We start from the raw sequence: 21,322 nt of genomic DNA, 5'->3' as shown, positions 1-21,322 counted from the left end.
TAATTGGTAATATCCTCTAGTGATAGTATTGAGGCTCACAGAATTCTACACTAGCAATTTCAAAAGTCTGGAATCGGTGGAGCTTAGAGAAATGGGAGGCTTCAATGTAATAGTCGGTTTCAATGGATATGGTAAGACAAATCTCCTCACTTCAATATACCTTTACATAAAAAATCTGACAGCAGGCTTAGAAAAGAGATCTATTGAGGACAAAAACCAGGAATATCTCCTAATGTGGAATGGATACGATACAAGCAAGCCTATTCTCCTTGGAGGAAGACTTCAATTTAACGAGAAAGAGGTTGAGAAAACCCTGGGGAAAAGCGCGACGATGAGCGTTGACGTGATAAATAAACTAAGGTACGTAAATGGTTATCTAGAATGGGACTTAGATCTCCTGAGAGTTAATGGTACCGTGCCGTCTAAGGATGACATAGACAACGCGAAGAAGATGCTCCAATACGCATCTGGACAAGTAGATTATGTACCAATCTTTGATCAAAATTACTTTGATGATGTGCTCAACAAGGTTATCAGCCTGAATAGGTCTCCCATAAATCTGAGAAAATACTGGTATGACTTTGCCAATCTAGTCAGTAGCACTCTACCTGAAGTTAAGGGTATAGAGATATGGGATTCAAGAAAGTTAGTGCTTAACGTTTACAATCTACCCATATACATAGACTTAGCAGCGAGCGGTTTTCAAAGAATCATATTGATGTTATTTGTAATATGGCTCAGTGGCAATAAGATCCTCCTTATCGAGGAACCTGAAGTTAACATGCATCCAATTATGCAATATAAGATGGTTAAATTGTTAAAATCATGGACAGATAGTGACATTCTCCAGGTATTCATGACCACGCACTCGCCTTTCATAGTCTCGTCAGAAGTGGATAACTTTATCGTTCTTAGAAGAGGTACTTTCGCATCAAAAGCAATAGGCTTTAAACCAACAGAGAACATAAGGTCCACGTTCTCTATCCTGAACGTAAACATTAGCGATATACTCTTTAATAAAACTATAATAATATCAAGTGAGTTAGCAGAACCCACTATTATTTTGAATTGGTTAAGAAAACTGAACGTTTCCCCTGAGTATAACGGAATAGTTATATATAATGTGAAAAACGAGTTAGAATTGCAGACATGGCTAAAATTAAAGGAAATGCTGAAACTTGACATGCTGTTCTTGGGGTTATGTGACAAAATTGATGCAGAATTAAGGGAGTCCTGTCTTCCTCTAAATAGAGAGGTTGAGTCTTTCTATAGTAAGAGTGGAATGCTAGAGGCATTAAAGAGAATAGGTATCTATCCAGATGACAAGGAAATAAAGGATCTCCCCAGAGAGGAAAATTCAAGATGGCTAGTTAACGTTCTGAAAAGAAGAGGACTTGATTACAATTCAATGAGATCATCAATAGGAGATATAATTTCGAGGATTGATTCGATCGAAATACCAAAAGAGATGGAGATACTTGTGAATAAAATTAAAACAGCTCAAGTAGTATAGTAATTTATGAACTTAGTTAACTTAGCCTTTATATTCATATTTCTAGGCTTCTCACTTGTATTTCTTGATATAATACTTGCAATGATTAAATCTGTGGAGAAGAGGAGGGAGGAGAAACCTGAAGAGGAGGAAAGAAAGACAGAAGTTGGAGGGGTAATCTTCATAGGGCCTGTACCAATAATATTTGGGACATCTAAGAAAATTGAAAAATGGATGATTATAGTCGCATTAGTAATAACCTTGGTTTTGGTCACAATTTTCTTGCTTCAGTTCGCATAAAGCTCGAAAATATGGCTCAGATGAGACCTCTGACCTTCATGGCCCTTATAACTCTCTCCACAGCTACTACCATTGCCGCAGTCCTTAAGTCCTGGTCACCTAGGGAGTTATATTTATTGTAAACCTCATTGAAAGCCTTCTCCATCCTGGCCAAAATAAGCTTCTTGGCGTCCTCTTCGTTTATTATTTCTCCCATCCTGTTGTTTGCCCATTCTACGTAACTTCCTACAACACCTCCGGAGTTGGCGAGTATGTCAGGGACAACTGGTATCTGCCTCTCCTTGAGGATACTATCTGCATCTGCTGTTAGAGGTCCGTTAGCCCCTTCTACTATCAATTTGGCTTTGACTTTAGGCGCGTTAAACTTATGTATGACGTTCTCTAGGGCCGCAGGGACTAGTATGTCACATTCGCTAATTATTAGTTCATCATTCGATACCTTTTTACCAGATGGATAGTTAACAACAGAACCCGTAGTTTTCTTAACCTCCTCAAGTTTAGAATAATTGAGTCCATTAGGATCAATTACCCCTCCCTTTGAGTCGCTGACTCCAATAACTAAAGCTCCATTTTCCTCGAAGAATTTCATCGCGTAACTTCCAAGATTTCCAAAACCTTGAATTATAACTCTTCTCCCCTCTAATCCTCCTAAGAACTTCTCTGCAGCCAGTTTAGAGGTATGAACTACTCCTAACCCTGTACTGAACTCTCTGACGCTTAACCCTCCAAGATCCACTGGCTTACCAGTAAACGTAGCAGGATCTATCTTTCCTGAGATCTTAGTATATTCGTCTAAGAACCACGACATGATCTGTGAGTCAGTGTTAACGTCTGGGGCAGGAACGTCTATGTTGCTTCCGATGTACTTATAAATAGCGTCTATGAAGTTCCTAGAGAGCTGCTCTAACTCCTCTTTACTTAGACTTTTAGGGTCAACTCTCACTCCAGCCTTACCGCCGCCATAAGGAAGTTGAAGTAAAGAGTTCTTCCAAGTCATTATCATTGATAGAGCTATTACCTCATCTTGAGTTACATTAGGATGAAATCTGACTCCACCCTTGTAAGGACCCAACGCGCTGTTGTGCTGGGATCTCCAGCCAGTGAACGTCTTTATCAGACCGTCCTTTCCTTTGATCTGAATCTTAACCTGTATAACCCTTTCAGGGGTAGAGAGGGCTGTCAGCTGGTCTTCGTGTAATCCTAGAATCTCTCCTATTTTATAAAGTTTTTTAGTCTGTTGAGTGTATAAATTCGAAGTTAAAACTTCTTCTACCGACGTCATTAATATTTAATCATGAAGTTTTATTAAAAAATTTTTCGGCTGATTTGCTTAAATTGCTTAAGTACACCCATTATCTCCTGTGCAAAATTACAAGAATTGCCACCACGACTAACGTAACAATCACTGCTATGGTAAACGATCCAGACGGATTTATCGCTTTAAATGGTAAAGTTGAGTTAAAGTAACCTGTAAGGTCAGGAAAACTAGTGTCAGGGTTGATGTATGAGGAGTTAATAAGTTCCAGTTTATAACTTAATACGCTAGGAATAGTCTGATTATAATCCTCTTCTACAATCATGTTCTTCTCTACATACAATATGGTCTTAGAGACAGTAACGTTATTTCTAACAAGGATATTGCTATATTCCTGGAGATTATATGTAGTACCCTGTATATTCTTAGTAACGTTACCCACAAACTGAAAAGTTGAGGAGTTCCAATAAGCCGTATTGTTTTTAATCGATACGAAATTAGTTACCAGTTCATTAGGTGAACCGACATTTATTATGAAATTCACAGGTTGGGAATTTATTATATCATATCCTCCAACTTTGGCACCTTGATAGAACTGTATATTATAAACGCTCATCAGGAGAATGTTTCCTGGCAATAAAGACGGATAGACGTACTCCAAGTATCCAGAAGGTTGGTACGTCATAGAGAACCTTGAAAAAGTTAAGTTTACGTATAGATACCCTGGTCTATTAGTAAAGTTCATTGACTTTAGATATGATGAGTTTTGATAACTTAATAGGTTCATGTTGAAGGTTAACCCAGAACTAGTTTGATTTAAGGAGCTAACTACGCCGTTAGGCAGTATAGCGAGAGTCAGAGAGGTTGGAGATAATTCCTTATAAATAAATGTTGAAACCCCACTGACATTAGTCATGTTTACAAATGATAGGATTAACGTTGTGGAATTCGACTTGATTGCGTACGATGTGGAGTTAGATAGAAAACCAGGGAAAAGATATGGATAATCCAAGTTTAATGGAGACAAAGCGTAATTTATTGTAAAATTCCCAGAAGAAATAAATGATATGTTATTTACTTTTGTATAGTTTGATGTAACCAAAACGTTAACCCATGTGCCGTTTATTGATCTGACGTTATAGTTTATGATTGCTCTCTCTATAAGGGATAAAGCAGAGGAGTTGTGGTTAGACGTCGCATTATACACATTTAGGGTATACTTCATTTCAGTCGGAACCGAGTATTGAATATATTGATTTCCTTGTGGATAAAAAGGTAAGCTATAGAAAGTTGAGCCAGAGAGGCCTAATAGGAATAAGGCCAGCACTATTGCTATTGCGATCCTTAATCGCGTCATCAGTATAGAAGAACGCGTTGATTTAATAACTTTTATCCTAACCTAAAGTTATGGAGAGACCCTTAGTTGCCGTAGGTTCTGTTATCTTCAATGGAGAGACTGTTCTTTTGGTTAAGAGATCTCATCCACCTAACCAGGATAAGTGGGCCATTCCAGGTGGCAAAGTAGAATATGGTGAAACATTACGCGATGCCGTAATACGAGAAACCCGGGAGGAAACGGGTTTAGTAGTAGAGCCTAGAACTATCATGGGTATAATCGAGGTTGTAAGAGAAGGTTATCATTATGTAATCCTTGACTTTATTTGTCAAATCAAAGAAGGAACGATCAGAGCCTCCTCTGATGCCGCCGATGCCAGGTTCTTCTCCAGAGATGAAGTTATGAAATTAGATTTGAGCTCCACTACATTAGAGATGCTAGATAGATTCTGGAAAGGGGAGAGAATGCCATACACTATCACTGAAATCTCCAGGTAGAACCTTCTTTTGAGTCTAATACCTTTATACCAGCCTTCATCAGAGACTCCCTTATTTTGTCAGAAAGCTCATACATTTGCCTCTCTCTAAGATAATTCCTTATTTCTATTACAGAGTTTATTATGGATGAAATCCTGTCCATCTCGCTGGAAAACTCCTCATCCATTACCGCAAACACATCATTGAACTTTCTAAATCCGTCTAGCGCCATTATTGCACCTAAAACGTCTTGGCTGTACTGAAGTTTTGTAAATACAATTGATGCTAACTCATGAATAGCTGTCAAAGCATTAGCTGTATTAAAGTCGTCTTCCATTGCGTTGTCAAAGTTCAATATTGCACCAAAGATTTCCGCTTGGGTCTTGATTTCGGACTCTTTAGCGTAATGTTGTGGTCCTTCTAGGATAATCTTCCTAAGAATGGATACGGCATCTTTTAATCTTTGGAGGGATTTGGCACTTTGCTCAAGTACATCGTCGCTATACTCTATTGGATTCCTATAATGAGATGAGAGAAACCAATACCTCAGGGTTGAAGGGCCGTATTTTGCGATAGCTTCCTTCAGCGGGATTATGTTACCTTTAGACTTAGACATCTTTTCCTTCTTTATTGTAAGGAAGGCAACGTGCATCCAATATTTCACCCAGGTGTCGTTTGTTATAGACTCGGTTTGAGCTCTCTCGTTTTCATGATGAGGAAAAACGAGATCTATCCCCCCACCGTGAATATCTATCTTAGTTCCCAGGTATCTCGTTGACATAGTTGAACACTCTATATGCCATCCTGGTCTTCCCTTTCCCCAGGGCGAATCCCAAAAAGGTTCTCCAGGTTTATATGCCTTCCAAAGTGCGAAGTCGTAAGGGTTTTTCTTCTCCTTGACTATTTCTTCTCCTTGATCCCACTCTTCCTTTCTTATGTTAGACAGTTCACCGTATTTCGGGTAGGTGTCAACGTCAAAGTAAACGCTCCCGTTTGCTACATAAGCGTGACCTCTATCTATTAATCCCTGCACAAAATCAATTATCTCTTTGATATGAGATGAAACTTTCGGATGAATATCTATCTTAACTTTCAGTAAATTAATCATTTCAAGGTAACTCTTTGTATAGTATTCTGAAACTTCGTTCCAGGACTTCCCGACAGACTTAGCCTTGTTGATGATTTTATCATCTATGTCGGTTATGTTCTGAACCCTTATGACGTTGAAACCCTTCAATCTAAGATACCTGCTAATTGCGTCAAAAGAGACGAATGTCCTTCCGTGACCTATGTGCACCTCGTCGTAAACTGTTGGACCGCATACGTACATCCTCACCGAATGTGGTTCGTTAGGGATGAAGCTGTCGATTCTCCTGCCTAGCGTATTGAATACCCTTAGCATTATATATCACTCTAAAATCGAGTGTCAAAATAATATACAGTTTTAAGCTTGACGTTAATAAGGGGTGGCCTTTAGCAGGATTGTGTATAAAAACAGTTTCAAAAAGCCAGGAGAGGTCAGATTAAGAAATGCTCTAACGTGTAGAGGAAAAACATAATGCATTAAGACTTTAAGTCCCTTTCATTGCCACCGATATATTGAAAGAGGGAGGGGAGGAGTTTAACGATAGAGTTAACGAGTCGATATTCATCTCCTTTAGACTTCTTCTCATAATGGAAATGGACTCGGCCATAAGATCAAAGATTGCCTCTAACACCGTCTCTGATACTTCCCACACTTTTCCTGACATAACAGTGCTGAGTACGCTCGGTTGCATTAAGTAAGCGTACAGTAGGTTAGCCCTCTGAACCGTAGCCATGAAATTAACTAATACTTCTTCCCAAGATTTCTGATCTAAGTTAGCTTGAAGTCTCTGGGCAGACTCTAGAATCCTTCTTAGCTGAACCTTAAGGAAAGACATCATTCCCTGCTCGGCTACACTCAATCCTGTATAGCTCATCGAATCTAACTGGTTCGAAACTTCCTTCATCCTTTCTAAAGACTTCATGCAATTAGTTATACATCTATAGATAAAAGGCTTGACTTAGTTCAAGTAATTATGGTTGAGACTCTCGTAGTGTTGGGAGGCGGTGCAGCCGGAATGAGTGCTGCGTCAAGGGCTAGGAGAATCAGGCCTGACTTAAAAATAACGGTTATTGAAGAGACGAAAATGGTCAGTCATGCACCATGTGGCATACCATACTATATCGAAGGACTATTCGACAACGAAAGTCTATTCATGACTTATACTCCCTCATTCTTCGAGACGGAGAGAAAAATAGAAGTGATGATCAACACCGCAGTAAAAGACGTGGATCTGAGCCGAAGGGAAGTGAAGCTAGATTCTGGAAAGCTCCTAGAATACGACTGGCTGGTAATTTCTATGGGGGCTAAGCCTAAGAGAATTCCTAATGTAAACTGGGAAAGAGTTTTTTACATACATCATCCAGCACAGGCTCAGCATATTAGAAAAGAGCTCTGGTCTATGAACAGGATAGCCATCATAGGTGGTGGTATATTAGGTGTAGAAGTGGCGGAGGCGTTAACTACAATAGGTAAGAAAGTGCTCCTAATACATAGAGGGAATCAAGTTCTGAACAAGATGCTAGACCAGGATATGGGTGAAATTGTTACGAATATGATAAAACAGGACGTTGAACTTCATTTAAATGAAGAGGTAGAGGAGATCAATGAGGGCACCATAGTTACAGACAAAGGGAAATACGATGTGGACGGAGTTGTTTTGGCTCTAGGTGTGTTTCCTAACGTCGCCTTGTTTCAAAACCAACTGGAGATAGGAAAAACTGGAGCTATAAAGACTAAGCCGACAATGCAGACCTCTATATCCCATGTATATGCAGCTGGAGACATTGCTGAAACTAAACATATAGTATCAGGGGGAGAAGTGTGGATGCCTTTCGCACCGGTCGCCAACAAGATGGGATTCGTCGCTGGGAGCAATATAGGAGGGAAGGAAACTCTATTTCCTGGAACTGTTGGCAACATGATCACTAAGTATAAAGACATGTTCATTGGTAAAGTTGGACTAAACGAGAGTGAGGCAATTAAAAGCGGGTTAAGACCAATATCAGCTACTATCAAGGCTAAAAGCAGGGCTAGATACTATCCAGGAGCTAAAGACATTTATGTTAAACTAATAGCGGACGAAACTCAACGGAGAATCATTGGAGGTCAAATAATTGGAGGTGAGGAGGTGCTAGGGAGACTAGACGCTGTGTCCATCGCTATATCAAAGAGAACCACTATCGAGGAGATGTTCTTCGCGGAATTGGGTTACTTACCAGCGATATCGCAGGTCTGGGATCCTCTTACTGTCGCAGTTAGGCAATTACTGAAAGCTTAAGAGTACATTATGTTTAAATATTCTACATTTGTTAATATCGTAATATGGTAATGGAAGGTGGGCTCACAAGATTACTGAATTACCTTGTGAGTAGATATATTATTTTCCATCTGGAAAACCCACCTTCCTTAGAACTACCTTTAGAAATTGAACACGTTCAAGATGAGACTGAGTTGATTAGAACTGTAAACGAGATCCCACAAATAGAAAAGGAGATGGTAGCTATTGATGGGAGCAGTAGGAGTCACGTTTTCTCTCAAGGAATAGTTTCGCTAAGCTCAGTCTCAGCCTTTTCAAGCACAAAGGGAATTAAAGGGATGTTTCCTTCATTTAACGAGGAAATGAGCTTAGAACTTAACGAACCCTTTATAGCATTAGCTACGCCATACGCTTCTACAGGAAGAATAGAGGACTTTCTACTTCACCCACTCATTACAAAACTACCGATGAACGAAGGATCTTTTCAGGTAGACCTGTCTAGACTTGAGATGGAATTGAGATTCTCTTTGGAGACGGCTTGCTTGAGTAAATTTAGGAACAGTCCCTTGGTTCTGGTTGACGGTCCCTTAATCCCTAGGTTTATCTATTTAGATAAATCTGTCGTACGACATTTGATAGACAGAAGAAAGAAGATCATAGGAAATAACTTTGTGGGTATAGTCAAGAGGGTAAACACTTCAACCACGCTTCTAAATGCTCTAAAGGAAGGAAAAATGAGAAATTATTTTATGATAAAGTATAAAATAGATCCTATAAGCTTCTCAAACGATGAGGCGTTTATAATACATCTAATTGAGAAAAATTTTAAACCGCCATTCAAACCATTAATTATAGGACCGGTTTCTAGACAGATAGAAGACGTTGAGATAACCTCAAGTTACCTTGTAATTCCTTTCCATCCTTTCACAAAAAAATTCTCAATTCTAAGAGCAGAATATACCCAAGATAGCGTAAAGCCTGAGGAACTGCTCTCAATTCCCATGTCAGCAGATGGTATACCTATACCGTTGGCGCTGGCTGACAAGTCGGCTAAGGAGATGTCTGAGGCAACTTTCAACCTTCTAATACAAGAGCTTATAAGGGATGGGATCCAGTCAGCGTTTTACAGCAGACTAGAAGGAATGAGATCTTGATAGACGAACTGTATAACGGTGTAAAGGAGAGATCGGCTAGAGCTCGAACTTTGGCAGTTAGCCTGGGGAAAATGATAGGAAGAGTTTCGAAGTTCATGCCTAATAAGATTGACCAGGAGAACCTCAACGTCAACGTTGTCGTTGATGCAGAAACGTATTATAATAACGAGTATTTGGGAAGAATGGGGATACTTCTAGGTGCTGTAGATATCAGGACTCTACAATTCATTCTCCTACAAGTTACTGGATATGAAAGAAGCGATATAACCTCATCTTTGTTCAATGCGTCAGACTTAACCCCAAAATTAGCTGATAATGAAGATCCAGGCACGTTAATTGGAAACGTGATCCTAAAATGTGAAATGTTAACAAGACTGGATCCATTAGGAAGGGGCGAACCAGTGCCTGCCGACATAATACCCGAACCTCAATCTCCGGTAATCATACCGTTCCCTGAGATGATAGAAAGGTCAATGGGCATAAACCGCGGGAAACTTAAACTGGGATTCCTAGACATCTCCAATTCGGAGGCTAAAGTAAGCATTCCCCCTGATGAGCTTAACTTCCACGCACTTATAATAGGAACTACAGGAGCTGGTAAGACGTCGTTTGTGAAAGACATCATTGCCTCTTTACTCACAGCAACCGACGATGAGCAAATTCTAGTGTTTGATGCGACCGGAGATTACTATCATTCCTTTCTACCTCCAGATATAACATCAAGTCAAGTAAAAAAAGGAGTTGAGGAGTTCTCTAAACTTATCGGACCGATAAACGGAATCGAGATGGATATTCTGTTCCCATTGACCGTAAAATGGCTTAACAAGTTTGCCAAAGAGAGAACGGAGGAAGACATAACAAAGGCGTACTTTAAACTTTACCTAGACCCATTGATAAATTATCTTAAGAGACAGGACGTAAAGGTGGAGGTTAGTATTGAAGGGAGGACAATAGAACTCCAATCTGGGAACTGGAAATCTAGGGCTAACGTAAACCCGTTCTATATTAGCTTCAAGGAGAACAGGAGAGCAATTCATAAACTAAATCCTTATTTCAGTGAACAAGCTTCGCATTTCTTAAAAATCTTTTCGTCAAATACTAAAGATATAGATAGCTTAGACGAATTCATAGATAGCTTAAGTGAGGAAAATTTTGAAAAGTTACAGGTACATAAGAGCACTAGAGAAAATATATTAAGGGGGCTTTACTTACTGAAGGAAACAGGATTATTTGACATTAGAGCTCCTAGAACCTCTTTTAAAGATATATTGAAATCTAAATTCATTGTCATAGACTTATATAATCAGGACTTAGACGATTTCTCTCAGAAAATTCTCGTCTATCACCTATTAGATCGGATTTTTCAGATAAGAGAAATAAAGATGAGAAACGGCGAGATAAATAACAAACAGCTCCTAGTAATAGATGAGGCACATAGGTTCTTTCCCTCAAACAGAGGAGGAGAGGAAGACAGTAACTACCTAAGGAGAGTGGCAAGCAAAATTTCAATTATGATGAGGTTGGGCAGGAGGAGAAGGATAGGGTTCATGTTCTCCACTCATAATCCCTCAGATTTAAGCGACATAATAGTACAACTCGCAAATACGAAGTTCGTCTTCAGGACGTCTCTGGATATCTCCGAGAGTTTAGGCATATCAAGATCTGAAGGAAAAATATTAAGCTGGGAGAGAAATGGAGTAGCGTATATGATCTCGCCATGGTTGAAGCAAGGGAAATTGAAATTGAGGGTTCCAGTACCTCCTCCTCTAGGTCACTATGACTTATCAAGAACATAAGGTGTAACAATGAGCGAACTCAACTCCCTTAAGATAGCCCTTTCAGAACTAGGGCTAAACGGTACGAAAGAAAACTTAATAAAAGTATTAAATGAAATATGCAGGATCTTACCTCCTTCAGACGACATATCAATTAGCATAGGTAAAAAGGGCGCTCACGAGTACGTGTTAGATAGGAAAGGATTGGCCATTATTACGACCTCTTTAGACGAATACCTTCCTTACCTTTCGTCTTCCGAAAAAAGGATATCCATGGAGCAGTTACCTGATGATCTGGCTAAGAAAGCTATTACTGACTTAGGGTCTATCATAACGCAAGTTAGGGACGTTTTTAGGTCTCAAGCGAAGAGGAACGCTAGATATAAGGCTCTTGCTGATGAGGTAGATAACATTGTTAAAGATAAGGGATACGGTAGTAAGAACAATTAATCTTGTTCACTATCAACAAACAAATTTTATGGGAAGACTTCATGGGGGAGATATGCTCAAGTTCTTAGCTGACGCCGGCATGTTAGCTTCAATGAAAGTCGGTCACGGATTGGCCGTGCTAGCTTCATTAGATCAGGTGCTTTTCAAAAAGGGTGCCAGTCTTGGTGACATTGTTGAGATAGACGCGAGGGTCCTTTACATAGGTAATACCTCCATGGAGGTGGAGATGAGAGCGTTAAAAGGAACGGAGGAGATAGTTACAGCAAGCGGGACTTACGTAAAGGTTGATAACAACTTTAAGCCATCTCCAATTAGCCTAAAAATAGAGCCAGAGAACGATGAGGAACGAAAGGCTATTGACCTCGCTCTATCCAGGAGGAAAGCCAGGCTAGAGAAAATAAAAAGGAACGAAATTACTTGCTCAGAAGATGAGACGAAATTCCTTAGACATCACCTTAGTAATACCATTTTTGTAGGTCCCACTCTGACCTACGATGGAAGAGTAGTGTCTGCAGGTAATCTATTAAAGGCGATGGACGATTTAGGGGGAGCTTTGGCACTCAGATATAACGGGATTGAAAATTACAGACCTAACCAAGATGGAGTAGTTACTGTGGCCGTCTCTGATATCTTCTTTTACGCTCCGATAAGGCTAGGGGATATCGTGGAGATGAACGCAGGCATAACTTTTGTAGGTAGGACTTCTATGGACTTACTAATTAACGTGAATAAGATTGACATAGGTAATAACGAGTGTAAGCACGTTACAACGGCTTACTTCACTTACGTAAGAGTAGATCCTTATGGGAATAAAAAAGAGGTGCCTAAGTACGTCCCTGAAACACCTCATGAGAAGAGGTTATGGGAGGAGTCACTCAGCAGAAGAAGCAGGTAACTTCTTTGATATAAAGCTGTATAGGGATAAAGCGGAGAACGCGAAACTGTAAAAGGCCACTAAATAATCCAAATTGATATTGTTTCCTAGAAAGCTCACAGTACTGCTCCCCGCTATGTTAGCCATATCTTCAACGGCATTAAACACGCCTATTATCGCACCTCTATTCTTACGTATGTTCTTGAACATGAACGAGAAGAAGGAATTTCCGTAAAGAGGATAAAACGACCCGAATAAAACGAACATAGAGACAGTGGATTGTCCCAATCTAGTGCCCGTCCGTAAAATTATGGAGACGGATAGTACAACTAAGGCTCTTCCCATAATTGATAAGTACATGAAGAAAGATTCCTTTCCTGATGTTAATTTACTCGCCAGGTAATAAACTCCTTCGTCTAAGACGTAAAGGATGGTATAACTCACGTAAATTAGATATCTAGGGTTCCCAGAGATATAGTTCAATGGAACGAAAGTAGTGAAAAACAGTTCCGCTCCGAAGTTGAAAGCGGCAAACGAACTTAATGCACCCAATAGTCCCCTAAGGCTTTTCAACCTTGTTATCTTATCAACATTTATCTTCCCTCTCGTTCCTAACAATGATACGAAGCTGACTGGAACTGAGAGAAAGCAGAGTATAAAAGGAAATAACCATGAACTCTCAAATACTGCAGATATACTACCCACTATATTTCCCACTAAGGTGAACTGAGACAATATTGAATTCATCTTAGGGACTCGCTCAAAACTATAGTTCTCTAAAAGTATGAGGGAGTACAAGGGTGAGTTCATGGCTGATATGAAGCCGATCAGTCCATAAGCTATTAGACCTTCATAAAAGCCTCTACCCAGTAAAAACGATGATAGCGTAAGAGCGATAGGTAGCATTACACCAAACTCTAATCTTCTTTCAGATCTGTCGAGAATGATGCCCCATAAGTAGGATCCAGCTGCATTAGCTAAGTTATAGAGCGTTGTGGCTAAACCTAATAAGAAGATCGAATTCGTAGTCGAGTAAAGAGTTACCGGATACCATATACCGATATATGTTATCCCAGCGACTAGTAAAGGTTGCGATATGAACCTTCTCATGCAATGTAGTATAGGAAGCGAATATCCTTTAAAAGGAATTCCCAAGTCCTATACTATGTACATCCTAGCCTTAGCAATTGCGATCCTGACTTATGCCCTAATAGCATCAAGAGGTATAACAGGAATACCTCCTTGGGCGTCAATGTTTTTTGGAGGAGTCTTAATGATAGCTACTGGGGTTATATCACCTGATCAAGCTTTGGCCTCGATAAATCTGGATGTAGTACTCTTCTTGATAACCCTATTTACTTTCGCGTCTGCTTTAGAACTGTCTGGATTCCTTAGATTTTTGGGATTTTATATAGTAAATAAATTCAAGACGCCGAAGAGGACACTTTTCGGTATCTTAATCTTCTCAGGTATATTAGCTAACTTCGTAACTAATGATGGTATTTCCGCAAGCTGGACCCCTGTTATCTTAGAGAGCAGTAGGAGATTTAGAATAAACGAGAAACCTTTCCTTTACTCCTTAGCTTACGGAGTAACCATCGGAAGCGTTATGTTACCTACAGGTAACCCCCAAAATTTACTGATTGCTTTGAATACTGGAATAGTAGACCCTTTCATAGTTTTCGTATCCACGCTAGCCATTCCTACTATAATTAACTTACTACTAACTTATCCCATTTTAGTTACATTATTTAAAAAAGATCTAGAAGCGGTAGATAGCCCTGATATTTCTGTCGAGAAAATAGAGGATAGGTTTACCGCTTACTTGTCCCTTTTCCTTCTAGCGGTTACGATCGTGCTCTTCTTCGTATTTAGTATTTTAAAGATAGACATATTATTAGGATCTCTCATTACGTCTTCTATACTGGTTTTAGTTTCAAAAAGAAGGAGAGATATAATAAAGAGAGTAGATTGGACTACAATACTCTTTTTTATCGGCCTGTTCGTATTTACTGAAGGCATGGTAAAGGGAGGGGTTTTGGCCTATTTATTTCATTACCTCCCTCCTCCATCGTCTATCCTCTCAATATTCTTAGTTAGCATATTCATGAGCCAGTTACTTAGTAACGTCCCTTTAGTGGCAATCTACATTCCTTATATGATATCTTATGGTGCTACGAGTCCTATTGATTGGATCGCATTAGCAGCTGGAAGCACCATAGCTGGGAATCTTACTTTAATAGGTGCTGCTAGTAATGTCATCATTTCAGAATCATCAGAAAGCAGGGGAGGAAAGGGTTTCAACTTTATTGAATTTATAAAAAATTCTATTCCAATACTTGTTATAAACCTTGTGGTATATTACCTATTTCTTAGGTAGTAGTGCTCTCGATACCGCTATCAATTGCATCTCGTTAGTTCCTTCTGCTATTTCCATTATTTTCGCGTCCCTATAAAGCCTCTCTACCTTTGATCCTCTATTAAGACCATGGCCACCAAATATGTGAAGAGCGGTCCTGCTTACTTCAGCTGCGGTAATTGCAGCCATATACTTTGCCATACTGGCTTCAGTAAGAGCCTCAATGCCCTTATCTAGCATGGCGGCAGCCCTCATTGTCAGTAATCTCGATGCCTCAACTTTTACCAACGCGTCAGCGAGGTTAAACGATATCCACTCTTGCTCAAGTAAGGATTTGCCGAACTGTTTCCTCGAGGCAGCTCTGTTCACAGCGTCCTCAACTGCTCCTCTAGCTATTCCCACGGCGATCCCAGCGTAACCGTTCCTACTGACCATAAGTGCCTTTATAGCGCCTCTAAAAGCATCGCCTTCTTTGCCTACTATAGAGTCCTTAGGTACTCGGGCGTTGTTAAACTTAACATATGAGACGCCAGCTCCTCTGATGCCCATCAAATCAAGTTTATGTATTTCGATACCTGGAGTTTTGCTATCAACCAAGAGGAGCGATATTCCCTGTCTGTCTCCAGGATTACCGCTCGTCCTAGCTAACACAAGCATCTTTGAGGAGAAAGACGCAGCGCTAGTGAATATCTTCTCACCTGAAATAACTAGCTCGTTTCCTTCCTGCCTGGCTGTGGTCTGCAGAGCCCCAAGATCTGATCCTGCACCAGGTTCTGTAAGTGCTACCGCGTAGATTTCCTTCCCTTTAACTCCTTCCTCTATCCATTGTTTTGCAGAATCGCCACCAATCGAGACTAACAGCTGAAGAGCATTAAGTTGAGTGTGGAGACTATGAGACGCACCACCACTTTCGGCTCCAAGCTCTTCAGTGGCTATTGCAAAGGCTATTTCCCCTAGTCCAAGACCTCCGTAATTAGGGTGAATCTTCATTCCTAGAAGTCCCATCTCGCCGAAATCTCTGACTATCTTCTCTCCTCCCTCGTTCTTCTCGTCCATTAATTTTGAATATTCTCTAACAGTCTTCTGGACGTAATCTCTAACTTTCTCTTTATATTCCTGTTGTTCTTTTGTTAATTCGAACATGACTCCCAAACATTGAAGAGTATAAACAGTATTAAACTTTACCTAGTTCAAATGTGCAAATCAGTTATAAAATTATTAGCTCTTATAAGAATACCATTAGCTTTACTACTAATTAGATTATTGAACGAAGGCTGATGAGGCATACTAGTGTCTATAACTATGACCTTGGATATCTTCCCTAGCTTAGACGATAATTCTGAAAGCTCATTAGCTATATTGTTACGTAATCCTACGTTCGCCTTACCGTCTGAGATTAGGAAAACTATTGGTAATACTCCTCTCCTGGATCTCGTCTCCCTATTGATTATTTGAATGGCTAAAGCGAGCGCGCTAGAAATTGGAGTCTTGCCACTCGGCCTTACAGCCTCTATTGAGCTCTCTACTTTTTTAAAGTTCTTTGTTATTGGAACCACATACTCGGAGGAGAACCCAGAAAAAGTTACTAAACCCACTTTACTTCTTATTTGATAGGCTTTTATCAGAAGACCTTTAAGGATGGACTTAGCTAAGCTAATTCTCTTAGAGAATTCCATAGACTTGCTGGAATCCAAGAGTAATAGTATAGGTAAGGCTCCAGTGCTCTCCACGCCCTTTATTGATAGATCCTGCGGCTCTAACCATGATCTTTTATGGAGGGCCATGTTAATTAAAGATGCGTACAAATCTAGATGTAAGCCTTCTCCCCGATATTTTCCCAGTATTGAATCAAATAGGCCTCCCTTCCCGAATCCTGTTCCCTTTACCTTACTTTTTGGAATACTTATCTCACTGTGATTGGGTTCGGTTTCATCTCGCTCCTTAGAAACCCTGTTCGATAATTCTTCTTTCCATTGAGTGTTGCCCTGGAAAGTTGGGCTCTCACTAGTATCTGATCTTTCATTCTTACTCACATTAGGCAAACTAGACCTATCAAAGTTCGGCACTCTATGACTTAACACAAGCTCAAGCGCGTCCTTAACGTCTCTTTCATTTACCTCTACTCTCCCATCTAGTGAGGCTAAGGCCTTGGCTACTTTCACCGCATATATCATAGCCCTTGTACTAGCGGAGAAAGTTAGTATTGTATCTGCAATATATTTTAAATGCGCTTCAGAAATGGTTACTCTCGGAAGAATTAGAGTTGCGTCATAAATTTTCTTCTTTAACTTCTCTTCCTCCTCTTCGTAAGCCTTAAGGAACTTCTCTTGAGTTCTCTCGAACTCTTCTACTCTATTTGATATTTCTATCAATTCCTCAGGGGTTTTTGGCGCCTCAGCCTCTACGGATATCGCGAACCTATCTAACAGTTGAGGTCTGAGCTCGCCCTCTTCTGGATTCATTGTGCCGATTAATATGAAGTCGGCCGGATGCACTATAGACACCCCTTCTCTCTCTACTACATTATACTTAGATGAGGCCGCGTCCAAAATAGCGTTAACTACGTCGTCCGGGAGAAGGTTAACTTCATCGATATACAATATGCCTCTGTTTGCCTGAGCTAACAGTCCAGGTTCTAGGCCCCTTTCTCCTTCCTTCAGGATTTTCTTTATGTCTAACGTTCCAACCACTCTGTCCAGTGTTGCACTTACTGGTAGGTCAACGATCTTCTTTTTTCTCTTTAGTCTAGGGAGCTTCTCACCGGATTCGATGCGAGATCTACACGAAGAACACATCTTCTCCTTATTATCCGGATCGCACGAGAACGGACAATCTGCTACAACCTCTATTTCAGGTAACAGGTTTGCTAAAGCTCTAACAGCAGTTGACTTAGCTACGCCTTTAGGTCCTTTTATCAGAACCCCTGCTATCGTAGAGTCCACTGCCACTATCAATAAGGCTCTCTTCAACTTCTCCTGGCCAACTATCGCACTAAACGGGAATGTCCTTCTCATTCAAGCTCTCCCTCTATTTGAGAATACGTTTCCATAAGCTTCTCTTCGATCTCTTTAGATGGCTTCCAAATCCCCCTGTTTCTGGCCTCAATTAGTCTCCTAGTTATCTCTTCCAGAGCGTAAGGGTTCACTTCAGAAAACCACTTCCTCATCGTTTGATCCAAAACAATTTTTTGAGCTACGTTATTGAAGATCTGATCATTTACTAGACGTGTTGTGGCAGCCCAACCATATAGATGCTCCACTTTCTTCAAGATCTCAGTCGCTCCCCTGTACCCAAACCTCATCTGAGAATCAAGCCAAGTCTTATTCAGCAGCTTCCCTACACTAACTCTCTCTACCTCCTCCTTAAATATCCTTAATTGAGGTCTGGTCGGATTGGAAGTGTCTTCGTACATAAGATCAGGGTTCCTACCTACTTTTTTACAGACTAGGTATAAACCGCCCACGTAGCTGTAGTTGCAACTGTCATCGAGGATGTCTATTTCATCTATTTCCCTCTTATGAACTATTACGTCTAAGTTCGCCACTGCCTTCCTAAGAGAGTCCACTGCTCTAATGCCGTTTTTATTCTTGCCGTAAGCGTAACCTACCCAATCTACGTAAACGTCAGCTAGATCTGACTCTTTATCCCATAATCCGGATTCAACCGCATGACTAACTCCAGAACCATAAGTTCCTGGTTTAGCAGCAAAAACGTGATGGGGTAAGAAGTTTTGCTTAACGTAGTTTAACGTTTCAGGCTCATTAAGGGACATAACCGTGGTAACCGCCTCGTCCAAAAGCTCTACTACATTCATGAGGTTATCCCTTACAATTCCGCTTACATTTATAACTACATCTATTCTAGGTCTCTGTAATTCGTCAAGGGGTATCGGCTTAATTCCTTGCACTTTCTTAGTGACTGGGTTCCAAACAGGGGTAACTCCAACTGTTCTAAGGATTTGTGCAATCAGTTCTCCATCAGATCTAAATACGTCAGTAGACCACAGAATGAAGCCTATAGCTTTAGGATATCTTTTGTTCTTTTTGTAATAATTGTCAATCAGTTTCTCAGCTAATAACGACCCTACTTGCCAAGCTGACTGAGTTGGAATCTTCCATACGTCCACAGCATAGAAATTCCTACCCGTTGGTAAAACGTCGTATCTTCCCCTGGTTATAGACCCTGAAGGACCTGGTTCTACAAACTCTCCGTTTAAAGCATTAAGTAAGCTTTCCTTCTCCATCTGAATCGATTCCAGGATCTTAGTGAGTACGTAGTTTTCCTTCTCTGGCAGCTTAGACATTCCATAAATAGCGTCAATTATTAACTCTTTAGCCTTAGATTTACCATACTTCTTTACGATTGAATCTTCCTCAAACCTTGTCGAGGCTATCACGTATTCAGCAAGGTCCTCCTCAGAAGGAAGATCACCTAACACGTGAAGCCCTTTAGAGATAGTGGAGTCTTTAAATATGTTAAGCCTGTGCTCCAACTCATGGGTAGCCTTATCTGGATCGGTGAAATCTATAGACAAACCTATCTTTTCGCTTGTTTCTTGAATTTTGTTAAGTACAAGTTTCTTCCTCACTTCGTTCCCTGCACTCTCTGCCTCCTCATATTCATCTATCATGTCCTCTAGTTTTCTCGCCTCTTCAGGGATCTCGTCAAAAAGGGTTGGAGGGGAAAGATGATCTATTAGAACAGCGTAGCTTCGTCGTTTAGCTGTTATCCCCTCGCCTGGTACATTCATAGAATAGATGTAAAGATGTGGAACTTCTCCAATTGAGATTTGAGGAAAACAGGCATTGGATAACCCAACGCCTTTCCCAGGAGTAAATTCGAGAGTTCCGTGGGTCCCAACATGGATTATTACGTCTGCACCGAAATCCTTAACTATCCACCTATAGAACGCTAGCCAAAAGTGAGGAACAGGCAAATCCGAGTTATGTACCAACCTTATTGCGTTGTCTTCGTCCTGCCATGTAACCCGCTTAGGTTGAACTCCAACGTAAACATTTCCAAAAATGAGTCCGGGTATGATAAATTTCTCTCCATCAAACATATAGTCTCTTCTTCCCCTTATCGGGATCCCCCAAGTTTTAATCACTTTGTTCTTGGCCGAATCCGGAAGCTTCTCAAAAAACTCTAAATATTGATTAAATTTGATATAACCCACTGCCCCAGCTTGAATAATATCTTCAAGTGAGTTCCACCTAGTTTCTGGGAAGGCCTTTTTCGAGATTATTTGCTTTACCAATACCTCCCCATTTTCAGGTACGTTTTCTACAGTATATCCGAATTTCTTGAGTAGATCTAATATTTCAACTGTAGTCTGTAAAGTATCAAGTCCTGTCGCCGTCCCAATGTTGGCCTCTAAGTCCTTGTACGCCGACGCACTGTGGAGGATTATCGCCACTCTCTTCTGGGAGTTAGGTTTATTCCTAAGTTTTATCCAGTTTTCAACTCTATTTACTAGATAGTTAATTTGAGACTCTATAGGATGGAGTTGCCTATACGTTGCTCCTCCAGACTTTACCCTCTTTATGGCTCCAACGATAATAGGTTCAATAACGCCGTTCATTTCTGGCATCATGACGCTCATCATAGTACCTATAGGATCTAGCCCATCTGATGAAATCCACTCTTCTTCGGTTTTGTAATAATCTATTAATCCTTGAAATATAGGTGTCTTTAGCTTCAATAGGACTGTTGTGTCCCAGTTTTTGATAAGTGAGAACGAAAGGAGACTAATTACAGCGTTCACTATGGGTTTCCCTTCTTTCATAAAATATTTCTCTATAACCTCATCGTTTCCCTCTATTCCCTTCTCTTTGTTCCCAAATCCTTGAACGAAGACAGGTATTGGAGTGATACCCCTTTCCTCCAATCTCTTGATTATTGAGTCTATTATTTGGAGATCTCTATCAACCCACGCAGTTCTGTAAAAGAGAATACCAACTCTATTCTTCGTATCGTTAATTAAGGATAAGTACTGTTTTACGTCAGTTACAGGCTCCTTTAGAGAAGGGTGGTAAATCCCAGTGAAAGGAAGAGGCAAAGGCGGTGGAGCATTGATTTCCTTGTGATTTAGACTTAAAAGATATAAAATAAGAGATCTAATGTTGTACTCTCCACCGTAAGAGTAATAAGCTGATGCAGTTTTCAGAACCTCTTGCGATACCTTATTGTACTTGCTAAGGGCAGGATCAATCACTACAACTAGTTCCTTTTTTTCTAGTATAGATGAAATTTTTTCTATTATCTCTTGATACAGTTGCTCACTTGAAAAGTGATGAATGAAGATAGCATCTGCACTCTCTAAGAAAGAGATGAAATCTTGATCTATAGGATCAAGCCTAGGATATTTTATGCGAAGATCTACTCCTAACTTTTTAGCTGACTCTAGGAACGTCCTTATCACAGAGCCGTTCCAACCTATTAGAACAGCTAACTTCATCTCATTGTTCATATCTGGCTAGCCTATCCATATAAGATGCCAAACCTTTA

Annotated in this window: 17 protein-coding genes; 9 read left to right on the top strand and 8 right to left on the bottom strand. The window is 40.3% G+C overall.

The window, feature by feature from the left end; translation table 11 throughout:
* The first annotated feature begins 28 nt into the window (after positions 1-28).
* Positions 29-1,513, top strand: coding sequence for an ATP-dependent nuclease (locus MCUP_RS01100; protein WP_013736825.1), 1,485 nt, complete (start codon positions 29-31; stop codon positions 1,511-1,513).
* A 6-nt stretch (positions 1,514-1,519) separates the two neighbouring features.
* Positions 1,520-1,792 (top strand): TIGR00304 family membrane protein, encoded by a 273-nt coding sequence (locus MCUP_RS01095; protein ID WP_013736824.1) that lies wholly within the window; start codon positions 1,520-1,522, stop codon positions 1,790-1,792.
* Between the two features lie 16 nt (positions 1,793-1,808).
* Here the strand turns inward: MCUP_RS01095 and MCUP_RS01090 are convergent, their stop codons facing one another.
* Together MCUP_RS01090 and MCUP_RS01085 are read right to left on the bottom strand one after the other, a co-directional pair.
* Positions 1,809-3,074 (bottom strand): Glu/Leu/Phe/Val family dehydrogenase, encoded by a 1,266-nt coding sequence (locus MCUP_RS01090; protein WP_013736823.1) that lies wholly within the window; start codon positions 3,072-3,074, stop codon positions 1,809-1,811.
* Between the two features lie 70 nt (positions 3,075-3,144).
* Positions 3,145-4,404, bottom strand: a complete 1,260-nt coding sequence (locus MCUP_RS01085; RefSeq protein WP_013736822.1) for a hypothetical protein — start codon at positions 4,402-4,404, stop codon at positions 3,145-3,147.
* 50 nt (positions 4,405-4,454) lie between these two features.
* Between MCUP_RS01085 and MCUP_RS01080 the strand changes: the two genes are divergently transcribed.
* Positions 4,455-4,880 carry an NUDIX hydrolase gene (locus tag MCUP_RS01080; RefSeq protein WP_048057366.1) on the top strand — a complete coding sequence of 142 codons (426 nt, stop codon included), beginning with the start codon at positions 4,455-4,457 and terminating at the stop codon, positions 4,878-4,880.
* On the opposite strand, the gene cysS is transcribed toward MCUP_RS01080, so the two are convergent.
* Both cysS and MCUP_RS01070 read right to left on the bottom strand, forming a co-directional pair.
* Positions 4,861-6,261 carry a cysteine--tRNA ligase gene (gene cysS / locus MCUP_RS01075; protein ID WP_013736820.1) on the bottom strand — a complete coding sequence of 467 codons (1,401 nt, stop codon included), beginning with the start codon at positions 6,259-6,261 and terminating at the stop codon, positions 4,861-4,863. The two genes, MCUP_RS01080 and cysS, sit on opposite strands and share 20 nt — an antisense overlap.
* A 169-nt stretch (positions 6,262-6,430) precedes the next feature.
* On the bottom strand, positions 6,431-6,868 hold the full coding sequence (locus MCUP_RS01070; RefSeq protein ID WP_013736819.1) for a hypothetical protein: 438 nt from the start codon (positions 6,866-6,868) through the stop codon (positions 6,431-6,433).
* Between the two features lie 51 nt (positions 6,869-6,919).
* Between MCUP_RS01070 and MCUP_RS01065 the strand changes: the two genes are divergently transcribed.
* The 5 genes from MCUP_RS01065 to MCUP_RS01045 are packed head-to-tail and all read left to right on the top strand — an operon-like array spanning position 6,920 to position 12,477.
* On the top strand, positions 6,920-8,224 hold the full coding sequence (locus MCUP_RS01065; RefSeq protein WP_013736818.1) for an FAD-dependent oxidoreductase: 1,305 nt from the start codon (positions 6,920-6,922) through the stop codon (positions 8,222-8,224).
* Between the two features lie 50 nt (positions 8,225-8,274).
* A complete protein-coding gene (locus MCUP_RS01060; protein ID WP_237698006.1) occupies positions 8,275-9,357 on the top strand; it encodes a DNA double-strand break repair nuclease NurA in 1,083 nt (360 codons plus the stop codon).
* Positions 9,354-11,153, top strand: a complete 1,800-nt coding sequence (locus tag MCUP_RS01055) for an ATP-binding protein (RefSeq protein ID WP_013736816.1) — start codon at positions 9,354-9,356, stop codon at positions 11,151-11,153. The genes MCUP_RS01060 and MCUP_RS01055 overlap by 4 nt, the downstream gene beginning before the upstream one ends.
* A 9-nt stretch (positions 11,154-11,162) precedes the next feature.
* A complete protein-coding gene (locus MCUP_RS01050) occupies positions 11,163-11,582 on the top strand; it encodes a hypothetical protein (protein ID WP_013736815.1) in 420 nt (139 codons plus the stop codon).
* Positions 11,539-12,477, top strand: a complete 939-nt coding sequence (locus tag MCUP_RS01045; protein WP_048057364.1) for an acyl-CoA thioesterase — start codon at positions 11,539-11,541, stop codon at positions 12,475-12,477. Before MCUP_RS01050 ends, MCUP_RS01045 begins: the two co-directional genes overlap by 44 nt.
* Here MCUP_RS01045 and MCUP_RS01040 read toward each other — a convergent pair.
* Positions 12,454-13,566 carry an MFS transporter gene (locus MCUP_RS01040; protein ID WP_048057363.1) on the bottom strand — a complete coding sequence of 371 codons (1,113 nt, stop codon included), beginning with the start codon at positions 13,564-13,566 and terminating at the stop codon, positions 12,454-12,456. The genes MCUP_RS01045 and MCUP_RS01040 overlap by 24 nt on opposite strands.
* Before the next feature lie 55 nt (positions 13,567-13,621).
* Here MCUP_RS01040 and MCUP_RS01035 point away from each other — a divergent pair, with 55 nt between their 5' ends.
* A complete protein-coding gene (locus tag MCUP_RS01035; protein ID WP_048057681.1) occupies positions 13,622-14,836 on the top strand; it encodes an ArsB/NhaD family transporter in 1,215 nt (404 codons plus the stop codon).
* Here the strand turns inward: MCUP_RS01035 and MCUP_RS01030 are convergent.
* The 3 genes from MCUP_RS01030 to MCUP_RS01020 are packed head-to-tail and all read right to left on the bottom strand — an operon-like array spanning position 14,822 to position 21,272.
* A complete protein-coding gene (locus tag MCUP_RS01030) occupies positions 14,822-15,958 on the bottom strand; it encodes an acyl-CoA dehydrogenase family protein (RefSeq protein ID WP_013736811.1) in 1,137 nt (378 codons plus the stop codon). The genes MCUP_RS01035 and MCUP_RS01030 overlap by 15 nt on opposite strands.
* A 47-nt stretch (positions 15,959-16,005) precedes the next feature.
* Entirely contained in the window at positions 16,006-17,829 is a 1,824-nt protein-coding gene (locus MCUP_RS01025; protein ID WP_013736810.1) for a VWA domain-containing protein, read from the bottom strand.
* Positions 17,826-21,272: a cobaltochelatase subunit CobN gene (locus MCUP_RS01020; protein WP_237698005.1), complete on the bottom strand. Its 3,447-nt coding sequence runs from the start codon at positions 21,270-21,272 to the stop codon at positions 17,826-17,828. The genes MCUP_RS01025 and MCUP_RS01020 overlap by 4 nt, the downstream gene beginning before the upstream one ends.
* Positions 21,273-21,322 lie beyond the last annotated feature (50 nt).

Origin of the sequence: Metallosphaera cuprina Ar-4, assembly GCF_000204925.1 — an archaeon.
GTDB lineage: Archaea > Thermoproteota > Thermoprotei_A > Sulfolobales > Sulfolobaceae > Metallosphaera > Metallosphaera cuprina.
Note: the sequence above shows the minus strand (reverse complement) of the source record. Positions and strands in the feature narration are given on the sequence as shown.